The 23201-nt window shown below is 66.6% G+C and carries 26 protein-coding genes; 16 read left to right on the top strand and 10 right to left on the bottom strand.

Translation table 11 applies throughout. The features are described 5' to 3' along the window. Positions 1-15: 15 nt before the first annotated feature. From QFZ83_RS13290 to QFZ83_RS13275, 4 genes are all read left to right on the top strand, one after another. Positions 16-702, top strand: a complete 687-nt coding sequence (locus QFZ83_RS13290) for a response regulator transcription factor (RefSeq protein ID WP_307507069.1) — start codon at positions 16-18, stop codon at positions 700-702. After that, positions 695-2134 (top strand): cell wall metabolism sensor histidine kinase WalK, encoded by a 1440-nt coding sequence (locus tag QFZ83_RS13285; protein WP_307507066.1) that lies wholly within the window; start codon positions 695-697, stop codon positions 2132-2134. Before QFZ83_RS13290 ends, QFZ83_RS13285 begins: the two co-directional genes overlap by 8 nt. 109 nt (positions 2135-2243) lie before the next feature. Continuing rightward, positions 2244-3239, top strand: coding sequence for a tripartite tricarboxylate transporter substrate binding protein (locus tag QFZ83_RS13280; RefSeq protein WP_307507063.1), 996 nt, complete (start codon positions 2244-2246; stop codon positions 3237-3239). 157 nt (positions 3240-3396) lie between these two features. After that, complete coding sequence (locus QFZ83_RS13275; protein ID WP_307507060.1) at positions 3397-4872, top strand: tannase/feruloyl esterase family alpha/beta hydrolase; 1476 nt, start codon at positions 3397-3399, stop codon at positions 4870-4872. Between the two features lie 63 nt (positions 4873-4935). On the opposite strand, the gene QFZ83_RS13270 is transcribed toward QFZ83_RS13275, so the two are convergent. Further along, positions 4936-6072, bottom strand: coding sequence for an iron-containing alcohol dehydrogenase (locus tag QFZ83_RS13270; RefSeq protein ID WP_307507057.1), 1137 nt, complete (start codon positions 6070-6072; stop codon positions 4936-4938). Between the two features lie 163 nt (positions 6073-6235). Here QFZ83_RS13270 and QFZ83_RS13265 point away from each other — a divergent pair, with 163 nt between their 5' ends. Both QFZ83_RS13265 and QFZ83_RS13260 read left to right on the top strand, forming a co-directional pair. Continuing rightward, on the top strand, positions 6236-7183 hold the full coding sequence (locus QFZ83_RS13265; RefSeq protein ID WP_307507054.1) for an alpha/beta hydrolase: 948 nt from the start codon (positions 6236-6238) through the stop codon (positions 7181-7183). After that, positions 7180-8067 (top strand): YbgC/FadM family acyl-CoA thioesterase, encoded by an 888-nt coding sequence (locus QFZ83_RS13260; RefSeq protein WP_307507051.1) that lies wholly within the window; start codon positions 7180-7182, stop codon positions 8065-8067. The genes QFZ83_RS13265 and QFZ83_RS13260 overlap by 4 nt, the downstream gene beginning before the upstream one ends. Here QFZ83_RS13260 and QFZ83_RS13255 read toward each other — a convergent pair whose 3' ends face one another. Together QFZ83_RS13255 and QFZ83_RS13250 are read right to left on the bottom strand one after the other, a co-directional pair. Then, on the bottom strand, positions 8068-8973 hold the full coding sequence (locus QFZ83_RS13255) for a hypothetical protein (protein WP_307507048.1): 906 nt from the start codon (positions 8971-8973) through the stop codon (positions 8068-8070). A gap of 145 nt (positions 8974-9118) precedes the next feature. Continuing rightward, the gene (locus QFZ83_RS13250) at positions 9119-10045 is read right to left on the bottom strand and encodes a folate-binding protein YgfZ (protein WP_307507045.1); all 927 of its coding nucleotides are present in this window, start codon (positions 10043-10045) and stop codon (positions 9119-9121) included. 94 nt (positions 10046-10139) lie between these two features. On the opposite strand from QFZ83_RS13250, the gene mltG reads away from it, so the two are divergent. The 8 genes from mltG to QFZ83_RS13210 all read left to right on the top strand — a co-directional run bounded on the left by mltG (position 10140) and on the right by QFZ83_RS13210 (position 15606). Continuing rightward, positions 10140-11171 (top strand): endolytic transglycosylase MltG, encoded by a 1032-nt coding sequence (gene mltG / locus QFZ83_RS13245; protein WP_307507043.1) that lies wholly within the window; start codon positions 10140-10142, stop codon positions 11169-11171. Beyond that, positions 11168-11818, top strand: a complete 651-nt coding sequence (gene tmk, locus QFZ83_RS13240) for a dTMP kinase (RefSeq protein WP_306879444.1) — start codon at positions 11168-11170, stop codon at positions 11816-11818. The genes mltG and tmk overlap by 4 nt, the downstream gene beginning before the upstream one ends. Then, the gene (locus tag QFZ83_RS13235) at positions 11815-12831 is read left to right on the top strand and encodes a DNA polymerase III subunit delta' (protein WP_307507040.1); all 1017 of its coding nucleotides are present in this window, start codon (positions 11815-11817) and stop codon (positions 12829-12831) included. Before tmk ends, QFZ83_RS13235 begins: the two co-directional genes overlap by 4 nt. After that, positions 12828-13217 carry a PilZ domain-containing protein gene (locus QFZ83_RS13230; protein WP_307507037.1) on the top strand — a complete coding sequence of 130 codons (390 nt, stop codon included), beginning with the start codon at positions 12828-12830 and terminating at the stop codon, positions 13215-13217. The genes QFZ83_RS13235 and QFZ83_RS13230 overlap by 4 nt, the downstream gene beginning before the upstream one ends. A gap of 87 nt (positions 13218-13304) precedes the next feature. Then, the gene (locus tag QFZ83_RS13225; RefSeq protein ID WP_307507034.1) at positions 13305-14117 is read left to right on the top strand and encodes a TatD family hydrolase; all 813 of its coding nucleotides are present in this window, start codon (positions 13305-13307) and stop codon (positions 14115-14117) included. After that, a complete protein-coding gene (locus tag QFZ83_RS13220; protein ID WP_307507031.1) occupies positions 14114-14791 on the top strand; it encodes an ankyrin repeat domain-containing protein in 678 nt (225 codons plus the stop codon). Before QFZ83_RS13225 ends, QFZ83_RS13220 begins: the two co-directional genes overlap by 4 nt. Further along, positions 14785-15030: a DUF4124 domain-containing protein gene (locus tag QFZ83_RS13215; RefSeq protein WP_307507028.1), complete on the top strand. Its 246-nt coding sequence runs from the start codon at positions 14785-14787 to the stop codon at positions 15028-15030. The genes QFZ83_RS13220 and QFZ83_RS13215 overlap by 7 nt, the downstream gene beginning before the upstream one ends. 111 nt (positions 15031-15141) lie before the next feature. Next, a complete protein-coding gene (locus tag QFZ83_RS13210; protein WP_307507025.1) occupies positions 15142-15606 on the top strand; it encodes a DUF2726 domain-containing protein in 465 nt (154 codons plus the stop codon). A 200-nt stretch (positions 15607-15806) separates the two neighbouring features. Here the strand turns inward: QFZ83_RS13210 and QFZ83_RS13205 are convergent, their stop codons facing one another. Continuing rightward, complete coding sequence (locus QFZ83_RS13205; RefSeq protein ID WP_307507022.1) at positions 15807-16445, bottom strand: NAD(P)H-dependent oxidoreductase; 639 nt, start codon at positions 16443-16445, stop codon at positions 15807-15809. A gap of 90 nt (positions 16446-16535) precedes the next feature. Between QFZ83_RS13205 and QFZ83_RS13200 the strand changes: the two genes are divergently transcribed. Further along, positions 16536-17117, top strand: a complete 582-nt coding sequence (locus QFZ83_RS13200; RefSeq protein ID WP_307507020.1) for a TetR/AcrR family transcriptional regulator — start codon at positions 16536-16538, stop codon at positions 17115-17117. Positions 17118-17217: 100 nt separating this feature from the next. Here the strand turns inward: QFZ83_RS13200 and QFZ83_RS13195 are convergent, their stop codons facing one another. The 4 genes from QFZ83_RS13195 to QFZ83_RS13180 form a co-directional block, all read right to left on the bottom strand. Then, positions 17218-17577, bottom strand: a complete 360-nt coding sequence (locus QFZ83_RS13195; protein WP_013541434.1) for a hypothetical protein — start codon at positions 17575-17577, stop codon at positions 17218-17220. A 95-nt stretch (positions 17578-17672) separates the two neighbouring features. Continuing rightward, positions 17673-18056 (bottom strand): roadblock/LC7 domain-containing protein, encoded by a 384-nt coding sequence (locus QFZ83_RS13190; RefSeq protein ID WP_013541433.1) that lies wholly within the window; start codon positions 18054-18056, stop codon positions 17673-17675. Between the two features lie 80 nt (positions 18057-18136). Further along, positions 18137-18655, bottom strand: a complete 519-nt coding sequence (locus QFZ83_RS13185; RefSeq protein WP_013541432.1) for an ATP/GTP-binding protein — start codon at positions 18653-18655, stop codon at positions 18137-18139. A 5-nt stretch (positions 18656-18660) separates the two neighbouring features. Further along, entirely contained in the window at positions 18661-19494 is an 834-nt protein-coding gene (locus QFZ83_RS13180; RefSeq protein ID WP_307507015.1) for a hypothetical protein, read from the bottom strand. A 351-nt stretch (positions 19495-19845) separates the two neighbouring features. On the opposite strand from QFZ83_RS13180, the gene QFZ83_RS13175 reads away from it, so the two are divergent. Continuing rightward, positions 19846-21789, top strand: coding sequence for a PAS domain S-box protein (locus QFZ83_RS13175; RefSeq protein ID WP_307507013.1), 1944 nt, complete (start codon positions 19846-19848; stop codon positions 21787-21789). Positions 21790-21797: 8 nt separating this feature from the next. On the opposite strand, the gene QFZ83_RS13170 is transcribed toward QFZ83_RS13175, so the two are convergent. Both QFZ83_RS13170 and QFZ83_RS13165 read right to left on the bottom strand, forming a co-directional pair. Further along, positions 21798-22181 (bottom strand): response regulator, encoded by a 384-nt coding sequence (locus tag QFZ83_RS13170; RefSeq protein WP_307507011.1) that lies wholly within the window; start codon positions 22179-22181, stop codon positions 21798-21800. 101 nt (positions 22182-22282) lie between these two features. Beyond that, positions 22283-23149 (bottom strand): c-type cytochrome, encoded by an 867-nt coding sequence (locus QFZ83_RS13165; RefSeq protein WP_307507008.1) that lies wholly within the window; start codon positions 23147-23149, stop codon positions 22283-22285. Positions 23150-23201 lie beyond the last annotated feature (52 nt).

Below are 23201 nucleotides of genomic sequence, written 5' to 3'. Positions count from 1 at the left end.
GCATGATCCAGCCCCATGAGAATCCTGTTGATCGAAGACGACCGCAAGGCCGCGCGCCTCCTGGCCCGCGGCCTGCAGGAAGAAGGCTTCGTCGTCGATGTGGTGCACACGGCGGAGGAGGGCGACGAAGAGGCCTTCGTCATCGCCTACGACCTGATCGTGCTGGACTGGATGCTCCCCGGCAAGGACGGCCTCACGCTCTGCCGCGACCTGCGCCAGCGCGGCTGCAAGACCCCGGTGCTGATGCTCACCGCCCGCGATGCGCTCGGCGACCGCGTGGCTGGCCTCAACAACGGCGCCGACGACTACCTCACCAAGCCCTTTGCCTTCGACGAGCTGCTGGCGCGCGTGCGCGCGCTGCTGCGGCGCTCCGAAATCATGCGGCCGGTGGTGCTCGCGCTGGCCGACCTGAGCCTCGATCCGCAAAGCCAGCGCGTGATGCGCGGCGGCCAGGCGCTCGACCTCACCCACAAGGAGTTCGCGATCCTGCAGATCCTGATGCGCCATGCCGGCGAGGTGGTGAGCCGCTCGCGCCTGGCCGAGCAGGTGTGGAAGGACGACCTGATCGCCATCGACAACCTGATCGACGTGCACATCGGCAACCTGCGCCGCAAGGTCGATGCGCCGCCCGCCGCGCCGCTGATCCACACGGTGCGCGGACGCGGCTTCCGGCTCGCGCCGCCGGACGACGGCCATGCTTAGCCTGCGCAAGCGCCTGGCGCTGGCGCATGTGGGCGTCATCGTGGTGGTGATGGCGATGGCCGCGTTCTGCGCCTACCTCGTGTTCTCACGCAATGTGCACCGCGAACTCGATGCGGCGCTGCTGGCGCTGGCCGAAACGGAAATGGGCATGCTGCTGGCCGCGAGCGACGGCAGCCCGGTGACGGTGCACGAGGCGCCGCCCGGCCCGGGTGCGCCGTCGTTCGTGCGGCTCGACCGGCTGGTGCAGATCGTCGATGCGCGCGGCGGCGTGGTCGCGCGCAGCGCCAACCTCGGCGAAGCGCAGTTGCCCTTGCCGCCCGTGCTGCGCGACCGGCTCGCTGCCGGTGAGACCGTGTTCGAAACGCTCGACGGCTTCGGCGAGGAGCCGACCCGCATGGTCTCGGTGCCGGTGCCGGCGCCCAAGGGAGCGAAAGGCTCGGGGCGGCCCTCGCTGCTGGCGGTGCAGGTGGCCGGTTCGCTGGACGATGTGAACCGCACCGTGGCCATGGCCAGCGTGCTCTTTCTCATCCTCGGCGGATCGCTGCTGCTGGCGCTCGGCGCGGCCGGCGCCTTGATCACCCGGCGCGCGTTCGGCGCCATTGACGATGTGGTGCGGCAGGCGCACCGCATCGGCGACGCGAACCTCGGCGAGCGCTTGCCGCATCCGGGATCGCGCGACGAAATCGGGCGGCTGGTCGACACGCTCAATGCCATGCTGGGACGGATCGAGCACGGCATGGAGGCGCAGCGCCGCTTCACCGCCGATGCCTCGCACGAGCTGCGCTCGCCGCTGTCGCGTCTGCGCACCGAACTCGAACTCGCGCTGCGGCGCCCGCGCGAACCGGCTGCCTATGTGGAAACGCTGCACTCGTCGCTCGAAGAGGTGGAGTCGCTCACGCTGCTGGTCGAGGAACTGCTCGTGCTGGCGCGGCTGGACGCGGGGCAGGAGCGCGACGCGGCCGAGACCGTGTCGCTGAACGCGCTGGCCGAAGAAGCCGTGCGGCGACTCGAGCCATTGGCACGCGAACGGCAACTGACGCTGCTGCTGGAACCCGCGCCGCCCGTGGCCGCGCGGGTGGCGCGCGGTGCGGCCAGCCTGGCGCTGGCCAACCTGCTGGACAACGCGCTGAAGTTCTCGCCGGCCGGCACCGAGGTGCGCGTGCGCCTGCGCGCCGATGCAGAGGCGGGCGAGGCCGGCGAGGCGGTGATCAGCGTGTCGGACCACGGCCCCGGCATCCGCAGCGACGATCTGCCTCACCTGTTCGAGCGCTTCTACCGCGGCGCCGGCGCGCGCTCGGAAGCCACGCCGGGCCTGGGGCTGGGCCTCGCGCTGTCGCAGGCGGTGGTGCATGCGCACGGCGGGCGCATCGAGGCGTCGAACGAAGCCGGTGGCGGTGCGCGGTTCGACATGCATCTGCCGCTCGCGCACTGAGAGGAGGGCCGAGAGGCCCGCCGCCGGGACAAACCCTGACGGCCATCGCCTGTGGCGCTTCGAGAATGGTTCGAACCATTCTTCAGAAGCCACCAAGAGACAAAGCCACATGCATCGCACCCCGCCACAAGCCCTTACGCTGACCCGCCGCCGATTCACGCTCGCCGCCGCCGCATCCAGCCTCGCCGTTCCCGCCTTCGCGCAGACCGCGTGGCCCAGCAAGCCGATCCGCATCGTCGTGCCCTACACGCCCGGCGGCTTCACCGACCAGATGGCGCGGCTCGTGCAGATCGGATTGCAGGCTCGCCTGGGCCAGCCGGTGCTCATCGACAACAAGCCCGGCGCCAACAGCCTCATCGGCGTGGACGCCATCGCCAAGGCGCCGGCCGACGGCAGCACCTTCGGCGTCGTCATCGCGGCGTATGCGGCCAACACCACGCTGTACCCCAAGCTGCCCTACGACCCGCAGAAGGACCTGACGGGCGTGTCGCTGATGGGCGTCTCGCCGCTGCTGGCCGCGGTGAACATCAACGCGCCGTTCAAGACCGCGCGCGAGCTCATCGACTACGCGCGCGCCAACCCGGGCAAGGTGAGTTTCGGCTCCTCGGGCAACGGCTCGGCCGCGCACCTGACGACCGAGCTGTGGAAGTCGCTCACGCAGACCTACATGATCCACATCCCGTACCGCGGCGCGGTGCCGGCGCTGACCGACCTGATGGGCGGGCAGATCCAGCTTTTCTTCGATGCGCCCACCGGCCTCATCAACCAGGCCAAGGCCGGCAAGGTGCGTCTGATCGGCGTGGCCGGCGACAAGCGCCTCGCGGCCGCGCCCGACGTGCCGACCTTCATCGAGCAGGGTTTCGCCGGCTTCACCGGCAGCACCTGGGCCGGGATGCTGGCGCCGGCGGGCACGCCGCGCGACGTCGTCAAGCGGATGTCGGAGGAAGTCGCGCGGATCATCAAGAGCGACGAGACGCGCGCCAAGCTCGACGCGATGGGCACGATTCCGGCGGGCAGCACGCCGGAGGAGTTCGATGCGTTCATCACGGCGGAGACGGCGAAGTGGGGGAAGGTCATCCGGACGGCGGGGGTGAAGGCGGAATAACGCACTTGCGCGTGCACTGAAGGTCATTCGAATGGCGCCGCAGGGATAGCGCGGCCCATCGCCAGGCGATTGAGAATTTCACGGCCTCACAGAAGGTATGGCGCCATTGGGAAATGGACGCCCGTGAATATTCAATTCAATCAATTGGAGACAAATTTTGACCAAAACAGAAAATAGTGGGTCTTTGGGGCGGCGTCATTCGCCTTGGTTGCGCAAGTCGTTTTTTGCGGCAATGGCTTGCGGGGGAATCTTTTCATTCGCTCATGCGGACAGCGATATTTCCAGCACCCTTATCCGGACATGTTCCAACCAGCTGAATGGATCGACATACGGCGATGTCGTATTGAATGATTTCCGCAATTCCAAATTTCCTTCGCCAAAGACCGGCGGATTCAAGATCACATCGGTGCAACAGATCTGGCTCGCGCTTCCTTCCTACTGCCTGATAAAGGGAACCATCCAGCCCACATCCCCCGGAGGAATTGATCCGGCAGTCAAGGCACCCGATTATCGGGTTCCCGATATCAATTACCAGATTTATATTCCATCGCAATGGAATGGGAAATTCGTCCAACTGGGCGGCGGCGGATTTTCCTGGAGTTCCGACGTCGTGGCGGCGGGCCGGCAAAGCAACCAGCAATTCTCACCTTCAATTCAGGGATCGGCGCTGGCGAATTACGCGGTCGTTCTGAGTGATGCGGGCGCCGGTGAATCGTCCAAGGCATTCGATCCGCAATTCGTGCGGCCGGGCAGGCAACTCAGCGATGTTCCCAAGCAGGAAGCGGTAAAGAATTTCGGGCAGGACTCCATCAAGAAATCGCTTGATGTCGGGGTATATCTGGTTAAAAAACTGACAGGAATTGCGCCCAGTGATACCTATTTTGTAGGTATTTCCACCGGCGGCAGGCAGGCGTTGAAAGCTATTGCCAATTGGCCGGATGCGTACGACGGCGTTGTGGCGGGCGCGCCTCCCGTTGACGAAACCAATCTGCTCAAGACGCTGGAGGTGCCTGCGGTCGTCAATGATTGGGTGGTCAACTGGAACAGCGGTGCGGCCATGCTGACCAGCTTGTTCGGCGGCGATGTATCCGAGCAAACCTTGAGCGATGGGCTGGGTGCGACATCCCGGCATCTGGCGAATGTCGCTATTGAATCTGGCGCAAATTATGACAGCTATAGCAGTCTATTGGATGAATTGGCGCCTGTATGGAATGTCAAGCCGGGTGATCTTGCCAATTTTTTCAATGCAGCCTCGAATCAGAAAAAGGCCGGCAAGAAGGGAAAGAAGATCATCATTTACCAAGGGACATCCGATTTTCTTGTCCCTTGTACCCAGGCTGGTGGATTTGTCAGCAAATTGACCCAAAAGGCAACCGCGGACGAAGTAAATAATTCCGTGCGCGCCTATTTCATCGAGAACTACAGCCACGGTTTCTACAACACCAATTCATTGCTCAATAGATTGGGATTGAACCCCCTGCAATTGAATTGGAATGCGGTTTCCGATCTCGACAAATGGGTGCACGACGACAACGCCCCGGCCGGCGCGCCGTCGCTTGCGAGAAATGCCTCGGGCGGAATTCCCGCGGATCAGGCATTGAACGCATGGGGATGCCTGGCCGCATCGCATTGATCCAGATCGCGCAACCGACACGCCCGGCGGCGTTGGCCGCCTCGGGCACCCGGCGCGGGCCGCTTACATCGACGCTTCGAGCATCGCCTTGTAGTCGTCGCGCGAAGCGAGCCGCGGATTGGTCTTGTGGCAGTGGTCGGCCATGGCGCCGTCGATGATCTGCTCGAACAGCGCGGGCGTGACGCCGACTTCCGCGAGCCCCTTCGGCAATCCGAGGCGCGCGTTCATGTCGCGGATCGCTTCGCCCAGATCGCCGGGCGAATCCAGGTGCATCGCCTGCGCCATGCGCTGCAGCCGCTGCTCCTTCTGAACCGACTCGGCGCCCGCGTTGAAGTGGATCACCGCGGGCAGGAAGAGGGCGTTGAGCGTGCCGTGGTGCAGGCGCGGGTCGACGCCGCCCAGGCTGTGGCTGAGCGAATGCACGCAGCCCAGGCCCTTCTGGAACGCCATCGCGCCCTGCATCGAGGCGCTCATGAGATTCAGGCGCGCCTCGCGGTCGCTGCCGTCCTTGGTCGCGCGCTCGATGTGCAGCCAGGCGCGCTCCAGGCCGTCCAGGCCGATGCCGTCGGCCGGCGGATTGAACGCGGCCGACATAAAGGTTTCCATGCAGTGCGCAATCGCGTCCATGCCGGTGGCGGCCGTGAGCTTGGGCGGCAGGCCGAGCGTGAGTTCGGGATCGCAGATCGCGGCCTTGGGCATCAGGAACCAGCTGTGGAAGCCGAGCTTGCGGTGGTCGTCCACGATGACGATCGCGCCGCGCGCCACTTCGCTGCCGGTGCCGCTGGTGGTGGGCACCGCAATGAGCGGCACCGCGCGGTCGGTGATCTTGGGCGAGCCGCCTTCGATGGTGGCGTAGGTCTTGAGCGGGCCTTCGTGCGTGGCGGCAATCGCCACGCCCTTGGCGCAGTCGATGGCCGAGCCGCCGCCCACGGCGATGAGGCCGTCGCAGCGGCCGCTGCGGTAGAGCTCGACGGCGGCGCGCACCGCGGCCTCGGTGGGGTTGGAAGGGGTCTGGTCGAACACCGAGACCTCCAGGTCGGCAATGGCGTCGAGCGCCTTCTGCAGCACGCCGGCCGCACGCACGCCGGCGTCGGTCACGATCAGCGGGCGATGGATGCCGATGCGCGCGCATTCGCTGGACAGGAGCTTGATCGCGCCGAATTCGAACTGGATCTGGGTGAGGTACTGGATGAGTGCCATGGATCGTGGGACGTGTGGACGTGGTGGGTGGGTGCCCGGACGCAGGGAAAAGCGTCGGGGAAGTACGATTGCCGACCATCCGAATCTAACAACAGGGGACAGCCTTGCACATGAACAAAACCCTTGCCGCTGTCACCCTCGGCACATGACGACCAACCCTTCGATGAACCTCCCCCCGCACCCGCTGACCGCGAAGATGGCCAGCGTGGTCGAGCGCATGGCGCGCGCCGGCCATCCGACGCTCGACCAGCTCTCGCCTGACGAGGCCAAGGCTTCTTATGAAAAGGGCGCGGGCGTTCTCGAAGTGCCCAAGCCCGAGCTGGCGCGCATCGAAGACTTCAACATCGCCGCGCGTGACGGCTTTGCGATACCCGCGCGGCTCTACGCGCCCTCATCGGACGTGCTGCCGGTGCTGGTGTACTTCCACGGCGGCGGCTTCACGGTCGGCAACATCCGCACGCACGACACGCTGTGCCGCGTGCTGAGCAGCAAGAGCGGCTGCGCGGTGGTGTCGGTCGACTACCGGCTCGCGCCCGCGCACAAGTTTCCGACCGCATCCGACGACGCGTGGGACGCGTTCCAGTTCGTCGCCACGCAGGGCGCGAGCCTCGGGCTCGACGGCAGGCGCCTCGCGGTCGGCGGCGACAGCGCCGGCGGCACGCTGGCCGCGGTGTGCGCGATCATGGCGCGCGATGCGGGCCTGCCGCTCGCGCTGCAGATGCTGATCTACCCCGGCATGACTGCCCACCAGGACACGGCCTCGCACCAGCGCTTCGAGCACGGCCCGCTGCTGACGAAGGCGATGATCGATTTCTTCTTCGCGCAGTACGTCCGCACGCCGGCCGACCGCGACGACTGGCGCTTTGCGCCGCTGCTGGCCGACGACGTCGAGGGCGTGGCGCCCGCATGGATCGGCCTTGCCGAATGCGACCCGGTGGTGGACGAAGGCATCGCCTACGCCGACAAGCTGCGCGCCGCGGGCGTGGCGGTCGACCTGGAGATCTACCGCGGCGTGATCCACGAATTCATCAAGATGGGCCGGGCATTGCCCGAGGCGCTGCAGGCGCAGAGCGACGCGGCCCGGGCACTCAAGGAAGCATTGGCACCATGACGACAGAGACAAGAACCGCAGCGAACCGACGCGAGGACTTCCGCTTTTTCCACCGCCTGCGCGTGCGCTGGGCCGAAGTGGACATGCAGAAGATCGTCTTCAACGCGCATTACCTCATGTACTTCGACACTGCCATCGCCGACTACTGGCGCGCGATGGCGCTGCCGTACGAAGAGGCGATGCACTCGCTGGGCGGCGACCTCTACGTGCGCAAGGCGACGATCGATTTCCGCGCCTCGGCGCGCATGGACGACGTGATCGACGTGGGCATGAAGTGCGCGCGCATCGGCAACTCGTCGATCGTGTTCGAGGGCGCGCTGTTCCGGCAGGACCAGTACCTGGTCGGCTGCGAGCTGGTCTATGTGTTCGCCGACCCGGCCACGCAGACTTCGAAGCCGGTGCCCGCGGCATTGCGCGAGGTGCTGCTGGGCTTCGAAGCCGGCGAGCCGATGCGCACTGTCGAGACGGGCGGATGGGACGCGCTCGGTGAAGGCGCGGGCGCCCTGCGGCGCGCGGTGTTCATCGAGGAGCAGAACATTCCGAAGGAACTGGAGTGGGACGCGCACGATGCCGTCGTGCTGCACGCGGTGGCGCGCAATCGCCTCGGGCAGGTCATCGCGACCGGGCGGCTGCTCGACGCGGAAGACGGCGTCTCCCACATCGGCCGCATGGCGGTGCATCGCACGCTGCGAAGCGGCGGGCATGGCGCTGCCGTGATGCAGGTGCTGGAAGAAGCGGCGCGGGGGCGCGGCGACCGCGAAGTGGCGCTCAATGCGCAGCGCAGCGCCGAGCGGTTCTATGCGCGGCTGGGCTATGCGGTGCACGGCGAGCCGTTCGAAGAGGCCGGCATCCCGCACGTCGAGATGCGCCGCTCGCTGCGCTGATCAGTAACGGCTGGGCGGGTCCGGCACGTAGCCGGGGTCCGAACCGGGGAACGGCGACGGGCCCGCGGGGCGCGGCCAGCGCGGCGTGGGCGGGACCGGAATCACGCCCGCCGCAATGAGGTTGTCGCGGCTGTCGTAGCGGATGCGGACCACTTCGTCGGGCGTCGACTGCGCGCGCTCGAAGTTCGTCTTGCCGACGTACGAGGTTTCGCGGCGGCCGTGGGCCGTGCCCAGGCTCGGCGCCGGGGCCTGCCGGCGCGCCATGCTGCCGGCGGGTGCGTCGCCAGAGGACGCGGCCTCGGCGGGCGCCGATTTGGCCTTGGCATCGCCCAGCGCAGACGATTCGCTCCGCAGTTCGCGGTCGCGCGAGCTGTACTCGTCGCGGCTCGGGTAGGGCGCGATCGGTGGAGGCGGCGGCACCGGCACGTTCTCGCGGAACAGCGCGACACCGATCACGCCGACGTCGTCGAGCCGGCCCGTGCGGCTCGCGTAGGAGTTGCCGGCCGAGGCGAACTCGAAGGCGGCGATCTGCGAATCGCTCTTGCGCCAGCCGGTGATGTCGCTGTTTTCGCGCGCGCCGAACACGTAGCCCGTCTGCCCGATGCCCGCGGTTTCGCCGCTGACGACGTTGACGCCGTCCACCGACATCACGGCCATGATGCGTTCGCCCATCGCGTTGCGCGCCCGGATGGCGTAGCGCGCACCGGGTCGGCCAGCCACCCAGTATTCGCCGCGGTGGCGGTAGATCGGGAGTTCGGCGCCCGTCGTGCGGTCGACGATGGCGATCTGCATGATCGAGCCGATGCGGCTCGAAGAAGAGGGCGGCGCGAACGGCCGGGCCGGGCTTTCGGCAGCGGCCGCCAACGCGGTCAGGGCCAGGACGGTGGAAAAAAGTCTGCGCTTCATGGTGCTCTTCCTTGCCAGGAGTGGATCGATGCAGGCTTCTACGGCGCAGCATCGACGGCGGGGTTAAGCGTCGCGCAAAAAAATGGCGCCATCTTTTTCGATGGCGCCGAACGCCCTCTTGGTCCGGGCGTTGGGGGAAGAAAGATCAGATGTCTTCGAGCAAGGCGTAGGGGAGCGGCTCGACCGTCAAGGCCGGGCCGGTGGCCGCGCCGGCATGCAGGCCCCCGGCTTCGAGCGCCGAGATCTGCATCGAGACCAGCGCCGACCAGCCGCCGCCGGGTGCCTGTGCCGCCTGGGCCACGGTGCCCACCGGCTGCTCGCCATCAGCGGCTGCGAACACTTCCTGGCCCACCGCCACGGGCGCGTCGGCCTGCATGAGGTAGGTGCGGCGCTTGAGCGTGCCGCGGAACTGGCTGCGCGCCACGATCTCCTGGCCGGGGTAGCAGCCCTTCTTGAAGTTCACGCCGCCCACGGATTCGTAATTGATCATCTGCGGCACGAAGGCTTCGATGATCGGCGTGGTGACGGTCACGATGCCGCTGCGGACTTCGCTCCATTGCCAGAGATCGGCATCGAGCTTCGGGCCGGCCGGCGCGGCATGGCCGGCGGGGGCGATCCACATGGCGCGCGGCACGCCGTCGGCCGGGTAGAGCGACACCACGCTGATGTCGTCGCCGATGGCGGTGCGCTTGCCGGGCGACGTGGCCGTATCCAGGCCGTTGGCGGTTAGCGCGGTGCCGGCCAGGCCGTACAGCGCGAACTGGTCGGTGGCGTCGGTCAGCTTGGCCTTGGCGCGCAGCACGTACATCGAGAGGCGCTTGAGCGTCGCGGCGAGGATGTCGCGGCTGCACACAAGAAGGATCGACTCGGGCTGCGGCCGGATGCCGATGAAGCTTGCGATCACGCGGCCCTTGGCGGTGCAGAGCGCGGCCAGGCGGGCTTCGGTGGCGCCGAGCAGGGAGAAATCCTGGGTCAGCTGGCCGTGCAGGAAGCTGGCGGCATCGGGGCCTTCGGCGCGGATCACGCCGAGGTGCGAGAGGGTGGCTACCCCGTTGAGAACGACTGTGGTCATCGCTGAATTATCATGGCCGGGCCTGTTCCTTCCGGGCGTCAGGGACTCCCTCCCTTTTCCCATTCCCATCGACCCACCGCTTCCCATCGGATTCGTGCGCAGCTTCTTTCTTACCCTCTTCCTGCTCGCCGCCCTGATCGCGCTCGCGCTCGGCGCCGGCGGACTCTGGTGGGTGCACCAGCCGCTCAGGATGTCGGCGCCCAGCGCCGATCTTTCCATCGAGCCCGGCACCACGCCGCGCGGCATTGCCCAGGCGGTGGCCAATGCCGGCGTCGATGTGCAGCCGCAACTGCTCTATTGGTGGTTCCGGATTTCCGGCCAGGACCGCCAGATGCGCGCCGGCAGTTACGAGCTGGAACGCGGTGTCACGCCGAAGCTGCTGCTCAACATCCTGGTGCGCGGCGAGGAAGCCACGCGCAGCCTGGTGCTGGTCGAGGGCTGGAACATGCGGCAGGTGCGCGCCGCGCTCGGCAAGGCCGATCAGCTCAAGCCCGAGAGCGTGGGCCTGAGCGACGACGCACTCATGGCCAAGCTGGGCAAGCCCGGCGTGCACCCCGAAGGCCGCTTCTTCCCGGACACCTACACCTACTCGAAGGGCTCGACCGACATCGCCCTGCTGCAGCGCGCGATGCGTGCCATGGACAAGAAGCTGGAAGCCGCCTGGGCGGCGCGGGCGGCCGACTTGCCCCTCAAATCGGCCGATGACGCGCTGATTTTGGCCAGCATTGTCGAAAAGGAGACAGGAAAGGCCAACGACCGCGCCGAAATCGCCGCCGTCTTCACCAATCGCCTGCGCATCGGCATGCCGCTGCAGACCGATCCGACGGTGATCTACGGTCTCGGCGCCGCCTTCGACGGCAACCTGCGCAAGAAAGACCTGCAGACCGACAGCCCCTGGAACACCTACACCCGCGGCGGCCTGCCGCCCACGCCGATCGCGATGCCGGGCAAGGCCGCGTTGCTGGCGGCGGTGCAGCCGGCGCAGAGCAAGTCGCTGTATTTCGTTTCGCGCGGCGACGGCACGAGCCAGTTCAGCAGCTCGCTCGATGACCACAACCGCGCGGTGAACCGCTACCAGCGCGGCGGTGGCAGCAGCAGCGAACCCAAACCGAAGGCGACGCAATGAGCGAAGGGCTTTTTCTGACGCTGGAAGGCATCGATGGCGCGGGCAAGTCGAGCCATCTCGATGCGATGGAAGCGCTGTTCAAGGCGCAGGGCCGCACGGTCGTGCGCACGCGCGAACCCGGCGGCACGCCGCTGGCGGAAACGCTGCGCGGGCTGATCCTCGAACAGCCGATGGACCCGCTGACCGAATCGCTGCTGGTGTTCGCGGCGCGGCGAGACCACATCGTGCAGGTCATCGAACCGGCGCTCGCGCGCGGCGACCTCGTGCTGTGCGACCGTTTCACCGATGCCACCTTCGCCTACCAGGGCGCGGGGCGCGGCTTCGATGCAGCCGTGCTGTCGACGCTGGAGCAGTGGGCGCAAGGGGGCAGGGCGCAAGGGCTGCTGCAGCCGCACATCACGCTGTGGTTCGACCTCGCGCCCGAGACCGCGGCGGAGCGGCTGGCCGGTGCGCGCGTGCCGGACAAGTTCGAAGCGCAGCCGGTCGAGTTCTTCCGCCGCGTCGCCCAGGGCTATGCGGACCGAGCCGCCGCCGACGCACAACGCTTCATTCGCATCGACGCCAGCCAGGCGCGCGACCAGGTCTGGCAGCAGATCGAAACGGCGCTCGTGGCGCGCGGCGTGCTGAACACAGGGACCGCACGATGACCGTGCCAGCTCTCACGCCCTGGCTGCGCCAGCCGCTCGCCGAACTGCTGCGTCAGCGCGGCCATGCCTGGCTGCTGCAAGGGCCGTCGGGCATCGGCCAATACGAACTCGCGTTGGCGCTCGCCGCGGCCTGGCTGTGCGAGCAGCCGGTGGAAGAGGGCGGTGCCGCCTGCGGCCACTGCGCGAGCTGCCATGCCATCGAGGTCCGTACCCACGCCGACCTTTGCGTGCTGATGCCCGAAGTCGCCATGCAGGAACTGGGTTGGCCGCTCGACGAAAAGGCGCAGGCCGATATCGACGACAAGAAACGCAAGGCAAGCCGCGAGATTCGCGTGGAGGCGATGCGCGACGCGGTCGGCTTTGCCCAACGCACCAGCGCGCGCGGGCGTGGCAAGGTCGTGCTGGTGTATCCGGCCGAGCGCATGAACACCATCACCGCGAACGCGCTGCTCAAGACGCTCGAAGAGCCGGTCGGCGATGTGCGCTTCGTGCTCGCCAGCGAGGCTGCGTGGCAGTTGCTGCCGACCATTCGCAGCCGCTGCCTGGGTTTCACGCTGCCTTGGCCCGAAACGGCCGAAGCCGAAGCCTGGCTCATCGCGCAGGATGTGCCGGCCGCCGATGCAACCGCCCTGTTGCGCGCTGCCGGCGGACGGCCCAGCGACGCCTTGCGGCTCGCGCGTTCCGGCCAATCGCCCAAGGCGTGGTCGCTGTTTCCCAAGGCCATTTCGCGCGGCGACGTGGGTGCGTTGTCGGACCACGCACCGGCCCAGGCCGTGGGCGCGCTGCAGAAGCTGTGCCACGACCTGATGGCTGTCGGCAACGGCGCCGAACCCCGTTTCTTCGAGGCGGCCGACCTGCCGGTGGCACCGTCGCGGCTGGCGCTGGCGCGCTGGTCGAAGTCGCTCGCGAATGCCGCGAGGACCGCCGAACATCCGTTCAATGCAGGTCTCATGCTCGAAGCGCTTGTGAGCGAAGCGCGAAGCACCCTAAACTCAGCCGCTCGCCGCCCATGAACCAACCTGTCGCCCCCGCCTCTGCTGCGCCCGCAGCCTCCACGCCCGCCAGGCCGAGCGTCATCCAGCTCGCCATCAAGGAGAAGGGGGCGCTCTATGCGGCGTACATCCCGCTCTTTGCCGAGGGCGGCATCTTCATTCCGACCACGCGCGAATACCGGCTGGGCGACGACGTCTATGTGCTGCTGACGCTGCCCGAAGACCCGCAGCGCTATCCGGTGGCCGGCAAGGTCGCCTGGATCACGCCGGCACGCGCCGCCGGCAATCGGGCGCCTGGTGTTGGCATCCGCTTTCCTTCGGATGACAAATCGCGCCAATTGAAGGCGCGCATCGAGGCAGCTCTCGGCGGCTCGATGGCGTCCGACCGCCCCACCCAAACCATCTGAGTTTTCCGTCGTCCTCGTGACGCGGAACTCCGTGTACGGCGCCACCTCACACAGGTGACAGGTGCGCCGACTTCACCGTCATTTCCGATGTTCACAGACTCCCATTGCCACCTGACCTTCCCTGAATTCGCGGACCAGATGCCGCAGATCCGCGCCGCCATGGCCGCCGCCAAGGTGGACCGGGCCCTCTGCATCTGCACCAAGCTCGAGGAGTTCGACGAGGTTCAAGCGCTCGCCGCCAGCTACGACAACTTCTGGGCCAGCGTGGGCGTGCACCCCGACAACGAGGACATCGCCGAGCCCAGCGTCGAAGACCTGGTGCGCCTCTCGGCCCGGCCCCGCGTGGTGGCCATCGGCGAGACCGGCCTCGACTACTACCAGATGGAAGAACGCAAGGGCGGCCGCAGCATCGCCGACATGGAGTGGCAGCGCGACCGCTTCCGCGTGCACATCCGCGCGGCGCAGCAGACCCGCAAGCCGCTCATCATCCACACCCGCGAAGCCTCGGCCGACACGATTGCGATCCTCAAGGAGGAGGGCGAAGACGGCTCAACCGGTACGGGTGCGGCAGGCGGCGTGTTCCATTGCTTCACCGAAACCGCCGAAGTGGCGCGCGCGGCGCTCGACCTGGGCTTCTACATTTCCTTCTCGGGCATCCTGACCTTCAAGAAGGCTCAGGACCTGCGCGATGTGGCCGCCTTCGTGCCGCTCGACCGCATGCTCATCGAGACCGACAGCCCGTATCTGGCGCCCGTGCCGTACCGCGGCAAGACCAACAATCCGTCGTACGTGCCCTACGTGGCACAACAGATCGCCGAACTGCGAAACCTGCCCATAGAGGCCATCGCCAAGGTGACAAGCGACAACTTCGACACATTATTCAGGGACGTCAGATCATGAAAAACTACTTCAAGAAGTCGCTTTATCTCCTTGTCATTGCTGCATCTTTTGCAGCGCATGCGGGATCGTTCGAGGACTTTTTTCGTGCCGTGCGCGGCGACAACGCCAGCGGCGTGCGCACCCTGCTGCAGCGCGGATTCGACCCCAACACGCTCAACGAGCACGGCCAGACCGGTTTGATGATCGCTTTGCGCGAACCGTCCCCCAAGGTCATCCAGGTGCTGCTCGAATCGCCCCAGCTCAATGTCGACCTGCCCAATGCCAAGGATGAAACGCCGCTGATGCTGGCTGCGATCAAGGGCCAGCAGGACCTGGTCAAGCAGCTGCTCAAGCGCGATGCCGCGGTCAACAAGACGGGCTGGACGCCGCTGCATTACGCGGCCACCAGCGGCCAGTTGACGATCATGAAAGTGCTGCTCGACAACTACGCGTTCATCGATGCGCAGTCGCCCAACGGCACCACGCCGCTGATGATGGCCGCCATGTACGGCTCGGGCGAAGCCGTGAAGCTGCTGCTGGACGAAGGCGCTGACACGACGATGAAAAATCAGTTGGGCATGACGGCAGTCGACTTCGCGAACAAGGCGAACCGTGCGGAAGCGGCGCAGCTCATCACGGCCGCAATGAACGCCAAGGCCGGTCCGAAGCCGCCGCCCAAGGACGGCAAATGGTGAGATGGGACGGCCTTGCGTTCGCACTGGGTTTGCTGACGACCGCCGGGTTCGATGCCGCGGCCCAGCACTCGATCTACAAGTTCGATGCCGCGGCCCAGCACTCGATCTACAAATGCGTGCAAGGCGGCAAGGTCGTGTATTCGAACGAGCCCTGTCCTGACGCGAAGAAGATCGAGATCAAGCAGACCAAGGGAGTGAACTACGAAGGCAGAGGATCTGGAAATTCGCCCAAGCGTTGAGGGCTGATTTCATCGCCTTGCAGGCCCGGCACAAGGTCAAAAAAAGGGCGCCTGCGCACTCGTGCGAGACTCTGTAGAGAAGGAGAAGCAGAGATGAATACGTTCCTATTCATGGTCGTTTTGCTGGTTGTCGGCGTGCTGGTGTTTCTGGTGGTGGCCAAGAAAAGGTCCGAGCAAAACACCAGCAACTTCGTCGACAAACCCAAGGCCCGGGCACCGCTCACTGCACGCGAGCAGGCGATGTACAACCGCCTCGTGCAAACGCTGCCGGACCTCGTGGTGCTGCCGCAGGTCAGTTTCGGCGCCTTGCTCACGGCCCGCACGCGCGCGGCGCGCAGCACGTTCAGCCGCAGGATCGCCGACTTCGTCGTGTGCGACCGCTCGTTCAAGGTCGTGGCCGTGGTCGAGCTCGGCGACAAGAATCAAAAGGACAAGGCCCGGCGCGATCCGGACCGGGATGCGATGCTGATCGAAGCCGGATATCGCGTGCTGCGGTATCAGCGGGTGCCGGACATCGGGCGCGTGGAAGCGGATTTCGATCCTTCGTTGGCGTCGGTCAGTCCGATGGGGTCCTGAGCGCATTTTCTTGCGCGGCTCCCAGAATGGATTCACCGCGGCTGACGATAACACAATGTGTCTTATGTTAAATATTATTGAGATGCGCCGCCACCCCTAAGCGGTTCCCGGTCGGTGGACAGTAAGTTCCACACGGCATTCCCGCCACGAAGCGTCATCCCCCGCGCTACTTTCGAACAGCGCACGGAGGCGCTCTCGCCTTAGCCTGGCAGTTCTTCCGCAACCTCGGACAGATCGATGCCACCCGGCGCCGTCTTCGCAAACGCATTGCCGCCCAGCGCCCGCGCAGTGACGATATGAGACGCCGCGGCCTGCCCATTCACATCTAGCAGGAACTCCGAGGTGACGACGCGCGCGCCGCAGAAATCGAAGATGCCGTGGTCGATCTGTGTGCGCATGGCCTTGTCGTAGCCGTGCCGCACATAGGTGCCCCCGTCTGCGCCGCCGATGCCGATGAGGTGGACGGACAGGCGGCCGAGCCGCTTTCCGAGCGTGCCGTCCGGCGCCTCGTCATACGCCCATCCGTTGGAGAACACGCGGTCGATCCAGCCCTTGAGTTGGCCGGGAAACGACCACCAGTACACGGGATAGACCAGCACGAGGGTGTCGGCCCTATCGATGCGCTCCTGCTCGCGCAGGATGTCCGGCGGCAAGGGCTTTTGGAGAAAATAGGCGGCGCGGTCGGCCTGGTTGAAGGCCGCCTGGAAGCCTTCCGCAGCGATGTCGGCGATTTCGGTGGTGTGCTTGCCCGATTCCTCGACGCCCTCGGCGAACGAACGCGCGACAGCGTGCGTGAGGGACCGGGAATCGGGATGGCTGACAACGATGAGGGCATGCATGGCGGTTCCTTTTCGGGGTTCGGTTTAAACTACTGTTTGTAGGTTACCTTTGGTAGATTAACGATGTCAAGCAAGCAGATGGAACCGGTCATGCAAGTCGCAACCAGGAAACGCCTTCCCAAGGACGAACGCGGCCGCCAGCTGCTGGACGTCGCCTGGGCCATCGTGCGCAGCGAGGGAACCGATGCCCTCACGCTGGGTTACCTGGCGGAGCGCGCGGGGGTGACGAAGCCCGTCGTGTACGACCATTTCGGCACGCGCACCGGCCTGCTCGGCGTGCTTTACGGGGAATACGACAGCCGCCAGCACGCGCTCATGGACGAGGCCCTGCGGGCGTCGGGAAAATCGCTGCCCGCCGTGGCGAAGGTGATCGCCACTGCCTACGTCAACTGCGTCATGGAGATGGGCCGCGAGATGCCCGGTGTGAGTGCTGCACTGGCCGGCTCGCCCGAACTCGATGCCTTGAAGAAGGAACTCGAGGCCGAGTTTCTGGTGAAGTGCCGCAACGCGCTGCAGCCGTTTGCGAAACGCCCCATCGCGCCGGCAGCGATGCGCGCAATGCTGGGTGCGGCCGAGGCCGTGTCGTTTGCGGCCGCAGCGGGCGAATTCGATCCGGTGGATGCGGAGAACGAGATCTACGACGCCATCCTGCGAATCGCGCAGAGAGCCTGAACGCCCTGCCCGATCGGCGCGCCGCGGCACGGCATCCCCCCACGGCCTGGCTGCCCGAATGGATGCCCGCTCGCCCGCAGCGCGCCGTCGCTGTATCAGCTCAGACGGCCAGCCCTTGCTCCACTTCCTGTGTCTTCCGACGCGCGAGCGCGAGGTTCGACTTCGACTTGTCGAGCACCAGATAGACGAACAGGCCTTCGTGCTTGTTCATCGGCCGGATGATGTGGTACTGGCGTCCGAGCGTGATCAGGATGTCTTCGATCACGTCGTTCAGGCCGAGCGCTTTCATGGTCTTGAGCTTGGCGCGCACGACCTCGGTGTTGCCCGCGGCGGCCACTTCCAGGTCGACGCCCGAACCCACCTGCCCCAAGACCATGCCGCTGCCGGAGTCGACCAGCGCGGCGCACAGTGCGCCGTCGATCGTCATCAGTTCATCCATGGATTGCTTGATATTTGCCATCAAAGTCTTTCGTAGTCCATCGCCCTCGGGATCGGCCGCCGCCCGGGCGAGTGATGAGCGCCGGCCGTTTGTGAAAAGGAAAAAAGACGCGGCGCTCAGGCGCGCTGCAGCGCGAGCGTCGCCAGCTTGGAGAGATACAGGACCTGGCCGATCACGGCGTCCTTGCCTGTGATCACGCTCACGATCAGGTCGACCTCGGCGTGGCGGGCCTGCAGCATCAGGATGTGGCCCGACGCGGTCTCTATCGCGACGTTCTCGCACTGCCCCAGCCCGCTTTCCACGCCGGCCACCGCGCCCAGCGCGGCCAACGAGCTCGCGATGGCCGACATGCGTGCGACCTGCGCGGTGTTCTCCGCGCGCGCGGCCAGTTCGAGGCCGTCCTCGGTCGCGATCACGACGGCCTTCACGCCCTTGATCTCGCGCATGAGCGTGTCCACGGCCGTGTCGGCGGCGTCCTTGATGCGGGGTGCGATGTTCATGTGGCTGGGGTCCGGCGTTGCGGGGAACAGAGGAAGGAAAAGAGAAGGAAGGAACAGCGGCAGCAGCGGCGGTGTCGTGCTCAGGCTTCGAGCTGGATCAGCAGCAGTTCGAGCAGTTGCACCACCTGCTGCGGGTCGGTCACGTTGGCCGGAAGCACCGGGCACATCACGCCCTTGTCTTGCATGCGCCGGGCGTAGGCATCGAGGTCCGGCTCGGGATGGGTCTCCATGCGACCCACCGCAACCACGCAGGCGGTCTTCTCGATGAGTTCGGCGAAGCCGTCGAGATAGACCTCCAGGTCCGCCAGCGGATCGGGGCGGCTGTTGTCGACCAGGATCACCAGGCCGAGCGCGCCGCGCGCGAGGATTCGCCACATGAAGTCGAAGCGGATCTGCCCCGGCGTGCCGTACAGGCGCAGCTTCTCGCCGTTGTCCAGCGTGAGCTCGCCGTAGTCCAGGCCCACCGTGGTGGTGGCCTTGGCGACCGAGGCATCGCTGTTGCGCACCTCGGTGCGGACCGGCGCAATCTCGCTCACCGCGGCGATGGCTGTGGTTTTGCCGGCGCCCATGGTGCCGGTGAAAAGGATCTTGTGTTCCACGTGCTTCAGGCCTTCGAACCGGAGGACAGCAACCCGAGGCGGTTGCGGATGCGCGCGAGCAGGCCCGGCGCCACGACAGCGCGCGGCGGGGCGAGCGCGCGGTGCGCGTCCGCGCCGGAGGAAACCCCTGAGACCTGGAATGACTGCGAATCGGGCCAGAGCGATTCGGGCGCATGGCTGGCCGCGAAGCCTGTGCCCGCGTTGCCATGGCCATGGCCAGTACCGGCGACGAACCCTGCATGCTCGAGCGCCGCGATGAAGTCCGCGCACTCCTGTGCGCCGGCGTTCGAGCGCTGCTGCAGCGCATGGAGCGAAGCCGGGCGGCTCGCGAGCAGCGCGGCGAGCTTCATGCGCATAGGGGTGTCGAGCAGTGCGGCCGCGGGCCAGCGCAACAGGCGGTATTCCTCGCCGTGCGCGCACCCTCCCCGCTCGTTGCGGTCCCGGGCGGCATGAGCAAGAGCAGACCCGGGCAGGCCGAGCTCACGGGCATGGACCACCATCGCGCCAAGGCGGTTGAGCATGACCTCGAGCGCGTCGGCGTGCAGCGGCAACCGCAGGAAAGGGCCATGCGGCGGCGGCGTTTCTCCGAGCGTCAGCCGCGGGACCGGACGGTCGGCCGCGTCGTCCAGCGCCGTCGCCGGGACCCGGTCGCCCACCACGCGCAGATCGGCATCTTCGACCTGCCAGGTCCATTGCTGGTGTGTGCGGTGGTCCAGCAATCGCACGAGGGACTTGAACAGCAGTTCGTCGCGGGCCAGCAGGCCATCGACGCTGTAGCTCAACAGCGGACGGCGCGTCCGCGGGGGTGCGGCGAACGCCGCGGGCGTGGTCATCTGCATCCCCGGCGCAGCCAGTCGGCCACCGGCATCGCGTGCACCAAATTAGGGCTTTCTTGCGGCGTGGACTGCAATTCAGGCGCTCCCGTTGGTGAAACATCCATGGGAAGCCTCGCGGCCGCCGAAATTGAATGCCTAAGTTTTAATAATCCCTCGGTAAAAATATAACATCGGTTGCACAAAAAAACACTAGATTACAAAACCCGATTGCCAACCACGGGAATCGGTGGGAAAAGTTGCTCGGTGGCGTGCTGCGGCCTTGTCCGACACCTGATCACGACAAAACGCAATAACGTCTCGTTCGACGGTGGCTTCGTGCCGCTTTGGCTTTCCAACGAGACCCCCCGAGAAAAAATGGCCGATGGCGCGCGAGGCAAGAGGGATGACGAAACCGCTCCCGATCTCAACATTCCCCTGAACCTCGGGTTGATCACCGATGCCGACTACCGGCTGATGGTCGATGCCATCACCGACTACGCGATCTTCTTTCTCGACCCCACCGGCATCGTGCTCAGCTGGAACGCGGGCGCGAGGCAGCTCCAGGGCTACGAACCCCACGAGGTCATCGGGCGCCACTTCTCCATCTTCTATCCGCCCGAGCTGCTGGAGAAAAACTGGCCGCAGCACGAACTCGAAGTCGCGACCCGAACGGGCCAGTACGAGGAAGAAGGCTGGCGCCTGCGCAAGGACGGCACGCGTTTCTGGTCGAGTCTTGTGCTCACCCGCCTCACGAGCCCGGACGGCAAGCTGCGCGGCTTTTCCAAGATCACCCGCGACCTGTCGGCTCGCCAGAAGCAGGACGAGCTGCTTCGTGCCAGCGAGGAGCGCTTCCGGCTGATCGTCGATGGCGTGAAGGACTACGCGATCTTCATGCTCGACCCCAGCGGCTACATCGTGAGCTGGAACACCGGCGCGAAGGCCACCAAGGGCTACGAGGCGCAAGAGATCATCGGCAAGCACTTCTCGGTGTTCTATCCGCCCGAAGTGGCCGCCACCGGCTTCCCAGACGAAGAGCTGAAGACCGCGCGCGAGATCGGCCGCTTCGAGGACGAGGGCTGGCGCGTGCGCAGGGACGGCAGCCGGTTCTGGGCCAGCGTGATCATCACCGCCCTGTTCGACGAGACCGGCCGCCACCGTGGTTTTGCCAAGGTCACGCGCGACCTCACGGAGCGCCGGCGCATCTCGACCCTGGAGGACGAAGGCCGCCGCATCACGACCTTCCTGGCGATGCTCGGCCACGAGCTGCGCAATCCGCTCACGCCGATCTCCAACGCGGTGGCGATCATGGATCGCCTGGGTCCGGCCGCCGACACGGCAACGCTGGCGCGCATGAGCAGCATCATCGGCCGCCAGCTCAAGCAGATCACGCGGCTGGTCGACGACCTGCTGGACGTCGGCCGCATCACGAGCGGCAAGATCCATCTCGAATCGAAGCCCGTGCGGCTTTGCGACGTGATCGACGAGTCGATCGAGATGCTCAGGCCCTCCGCCGACGCGAAGCAGCACGCCCTGGTCTTTCACTCGCCCTCCGCCGACCCGTGGATCACCGGCGATCGCGCCCGCATGATCCAGGTCGTCTGCAACCTGCTGAACAACGCCATCAAGTTCACGCCCGACGGCGGCCGCATCGAGGTGCGGCTGCGCGAGGTGGGTGCCAATGCGGAGGTCAGCGTGAGCGACAACGGTCCCGGCATCCCGCCCGCCGCGTTGCCGCGCGTCTTCATGCTGTTCGCGCAGGGCGAGCAGGAAATTTCCCGGCCGCAGGGTGGGCTCGGGCTCGGCCTCACGCTGGTGCAGCAACTGGTGACGCTGCACGGCGGCGATGTCAGCGCGTTCAGCAAAGGCACGCCGGGAGACGGTGCGGAATTCGTCGTTCGCCTGCCCCGCGCGACCGCGCCGCTGGAGAAGAAAAAAATCGACGGCACCGAGAGCCGGAAGATGGTCCTCGTGGTCGACGACAACCAGGATGCGGCCGAGACGATGTGCCTCCTTGTCGAGAGCCTGGGCTACGTGACCCGCACGGCCGCCGACGGCCCTTCGGGGCTGGAGGCGATCAAGGTCGAGCAGCCGGACCTCGTGCTGCTGGACATCGGCCTGCCGGGATTCAGCGGCGTCGAAGTCGCTCTGCGGGTGCGCCGCGAGGTCCCTCATCCGCCCACGCTGGTTGCCGTCACCGGCTACGGCCAGGGCTCGGACCGGGACGCGAGCCTTGCGGCAGGCTTCTACGCGCACCTGACCAAGCCGGTCGATGCGCAGCAGCTCGAAGGGCTGCTCGCGCGCCTGCTCGGCAAGCCCTGAAGAGAGGCTCAGGTTTTCTCGCCGAGCCCGTCCGCGCAGAACGCCAAAAACTCGTTGATCTCCGCGGCCTTGTCGAAGACTGCGTCGGCGCCCAGGGTGAGGCATTGCGCGCGGTTGTCCGCAGATGCTGCATTCGTCAGCGCCACCACCAGCCCGCATTTGGACCCGAGGGCGGCCAGCGCCGCGAGCACGCCGAGGCCGCTGCCCTGCTTCAGAAGCAGATCCACCACCAGCAGGTGCCAGCCATCGCGGTTCGCTTTCAGCCACGCCACAGCCTCCGCCTCAGAGGGCGCGGTGCCTACGATCTCCGCCCGCAGATAGCCCTCCAGCACGACCTTCAGGCTGTCCTGGATCGTCGGTTCGTCTTCCACGATGAACACGGCCAGCGTCATGCGCTGGACAGTCGCTCTTCCGCCCGCGCACGGCTGTAGGCAGACAGCGCGTCAGCGTGTTGGCGCAACGGGAAGGTGATGCCGAGCGCCGCCGCCTGCCGTCAGTCCAGCCTGGCCAGGTAGGCCGCGATGTCCCGCGCGTCCTGCTCGGTCACGCCCATCTCGGGCATCGCGGTGAGCGGATCGACCTCGCGCGTGTGGCGCAGCCATCGCACCATGTTGTCGGGCGTGTTGGCGAGCTTGCCGCCGATTAGCGAGCGCTTCGCGATGCCATCCAGCGGCGGGCCGACGTTCGGAAACGAGCCCGTGATGCCGGGAATGGTGTGGCACGCATTGCAGGCGTACTGGTAGAGCGCGCGTTGGCCGCGCCGCACCTCGTCGCCCTTTTCCGCGGAGCCCGCGCGCACGCCGGGTCCGCATGAAGGCGCGGCCGGCGCGCCCTGGCCGGTGGGCAGCATCGGCGCGCTCGCCTCTGCGTACTGCTGCGGCGTCATGTCGGGCAGCCGCTGCAGAAATGCGACCACGGCCCACAGGTCTTCATCGGACAGCCGGTACTCCCATGCCGGCATGCCGCTCATCTTGATGCCGTGCTTCGTCACCCAGTAGAGCTCGCGCGCATTCCAGCGCTGCCGCGCATCGACCAGCGGGCCCGGCAGCGGCTGCATGCTCTTGCCGATGTCGCCCTGCGCCACGCCCGGCGCACCGTGGCACTGCACGCACTTGTCGCGAAAGCAGCCCGCGCCGCGCGCTACCCGTTGTGCGTCGGCAAGATCCGGCGGCTCGATGCCGCGCGCCCGCAGGCGCACCGACTGCCGCATCGCCGTCTCGAGCAGCGAGTAGACAGGCTGCGTGTGCTGCTCGGTGGCGGCCACGTTGTAGACGCCGCCCCACACCATCCATGCCGCACCGGCCGCCGCGGCCAGGCCGAGCGTCGCGAGGGTGAGGAGGATGGTCTTGGGCGTCCCCATTTGGCGGCATTGTCCGACGCGCACCAGGGCTTGCCGTGTCGGCGGAAGCCCC

This window comes from Variovorax sp. W1I1 (assembly GCF_030815625.1).
Lineage (GTDB): Bacteria > Pseudomonadota > Gammaproteobacteria > Burkholderiales > Burkholderiaceae_C > Variovorax > Variovorax paradoxus_C.
The sequence above is the reverse complement of the archived record's forward strand: the minus strand, read 5'-3'. Positions and strand labels throughout refer to the sequence as shown.

What these genes read in the sequence shown, in the direction of transcription:
- QFZ83_RS13290 (WP_307507069.1), top strand. Translation starts at nt 16, where the DNA reads ATGAGAATCCTGTTGATCGAAGACGACCGCAAGGCCGCGCGCCTCCTG.
- QFZ83_RS13285 (WP_307507066.1), top strand. Translation starts at nt 695, where the DNA reads ATGCTTAGCCTGCGCAAGCGCCTGGCGCTGGCGCATGTGGGCGTCATC.
- QFZ83_RS13280 (WP_307507063.1), top strand. Translation starts at nt 2,244, where the DNA reads ATGCATCGCACCCCGCCACAAGCCCTTACGCTGACCCGCCGCCGATTC.
- QFZ83_RS13270 (WP_307507057.1), bottom strand. Translation starts at nt 6,072, where the DNA reads ATGGCACTCATCCAGTACCTCACCCAGATCCAGTTCGAATTCGGCGCG.
- QFZ83_RS13265 (WP_307507054.1), top strand. Translation starts at nt 6,236, where the DNA reads ATGAACCTCCCCCCGCACCCGCTGACCGCGAAGATGGCCAGCGTGGTC.
- QFZ83_RS13260 (WP_307507051.1), top strand. Translation starts at nt 7,180, where the DNA reads ATGACGACAGAGACAAGAACCGCAGCGAACCGACGCGAGGACTTCCGC.
- QFZ83_RS13255 (WP_307507048.1), bottom strand. Translation starts at nt 8,973, where the DNA reads ATGAAGCGCAGACTTTTTTCCACCGTCCTGGCCCTGACCGCGTTGGCG.
- QFZ83_RS13250 (WP_307507045.1), bottom strand. Translation starts at nt 10,045, where the DNA reads ATGACCACAGTCGTTCTCAACGGGGTAGCCACCCTCTCGCACCTCGGC.
- tmk (WP_306879444.1), top strand. Translation starts at nt 11,168, where the DNA reads ATGAGCGAAGGGCTTTTTCTGACGCTGGAAGGCATCGATGGCGCGGGC.
- QFZ83_RS13235 (WP_307507040.1), top strand. Translation starts at nt 11,815, where the DNA reads ATGACCGTGCCAGCTCTCACGCCCTGGCTGCGCCAGCCGCTCGCCGAA.
- QFZ83_RS13230 (WP_307507037.1), top strand. Translation starts at nt 12,828, where the DNA reads ATGAACCAACCTGTCGCCCCCGCCTCTGCTGCGCCCGCAGCCTCCACG.
- QFZ83_RS13225 (WP_307507034.1), top strand. Translation starts at nt 13,305, where the DNA reads ATGTTCACAGACTCCCATTGCCACCTGACCTTCCCTGAATTCGCGGAC.
- QFZ83_RS13220 (WP_307507031.1), top strand. Translation starts at nt 14,114, where the DNA reads ATGAAAAACTACTTCAAGAAGTCGCTTTATCTCCTTGTCATTGCTGCA.
- QFZ83_RS13215 (WP_307507028.1), top strand. Translation starts at nt 14,785, where the DNA reads ATGGTGAGATGGGACGGCCTTGCGTTCGCACTGGGTTTGCTGACGACC.
- QFZ83_RS13210 (WP_307507025.1), top strand. Translation starts at nt 15,142, where the DNA reads ATGGTCGTTTTGCTGGTTGTCGGCGTGCTGGTGTTTCTGGTGGTGGCC.
- QFZ83_RS13205 (WP_307507022.1), bottom strand. Translation starts at nt 16,445, where the DNA reads ATGCATGCCCTCATCGTTGTCAGCCATCCCGATTCCCGGTCCCTCACG.
- QFZ83_RS13200 (WP_307507020.1), top strand. Translation starts at nt 16,536, where the DNA reads ATGCAAGTCGCAACCAGGAAACGCCTTCCCAAGGACGAACGCGGCCGC.
- QFZ83_RS13195 (WP_013541434.1), bottom strand. Translation starts at nt 17,577, where the DNA reads ATGGCAAATATCAAGCAATCCATGGATGAACTGATGACGATCGACGGC.
- QFZ83_RS13190 (WP_013541433.1), bottom strand. Translation starts at nt 18,056, where the DNA reads ATGAACATCGCACCCCGCATCAAGGACGCCGCCGACACGGCCGTGGAC.
- QFZ83_RS13180 (WP_307507015.1), bottom strand. Translation starts at nt 19,494, where the DNA reads ATGCAGATGACCACGCCCGCGGCGTTCGCCGCACCCCCGCGGACGCGC.
- QFZ83_RS13175 (WP_307507013.1), top strand. Translation starts at nt 19,846, where the DNA reads ATGGCCGATGGCGCGCGAGGCAAGAGGGATGACGAAACCGCTCCCGAT.
- QFZ83_RS13170 (WP_307507011.1), bottom strand. Translation starts at nt 22,181, where the DNA reads ATGACGCTGGCCGTGTTCATCGTGGAAGACGAACCGACGATCCAGGAC.
- QFZ83_RS13165 (WP_307507008.1), bottom strand. Translation starts at nt 23,149, where the DNA reads ATGGGGACGCCCAAGACCATCCTCCTCACCCTCGCGACGCTCGGCCTG.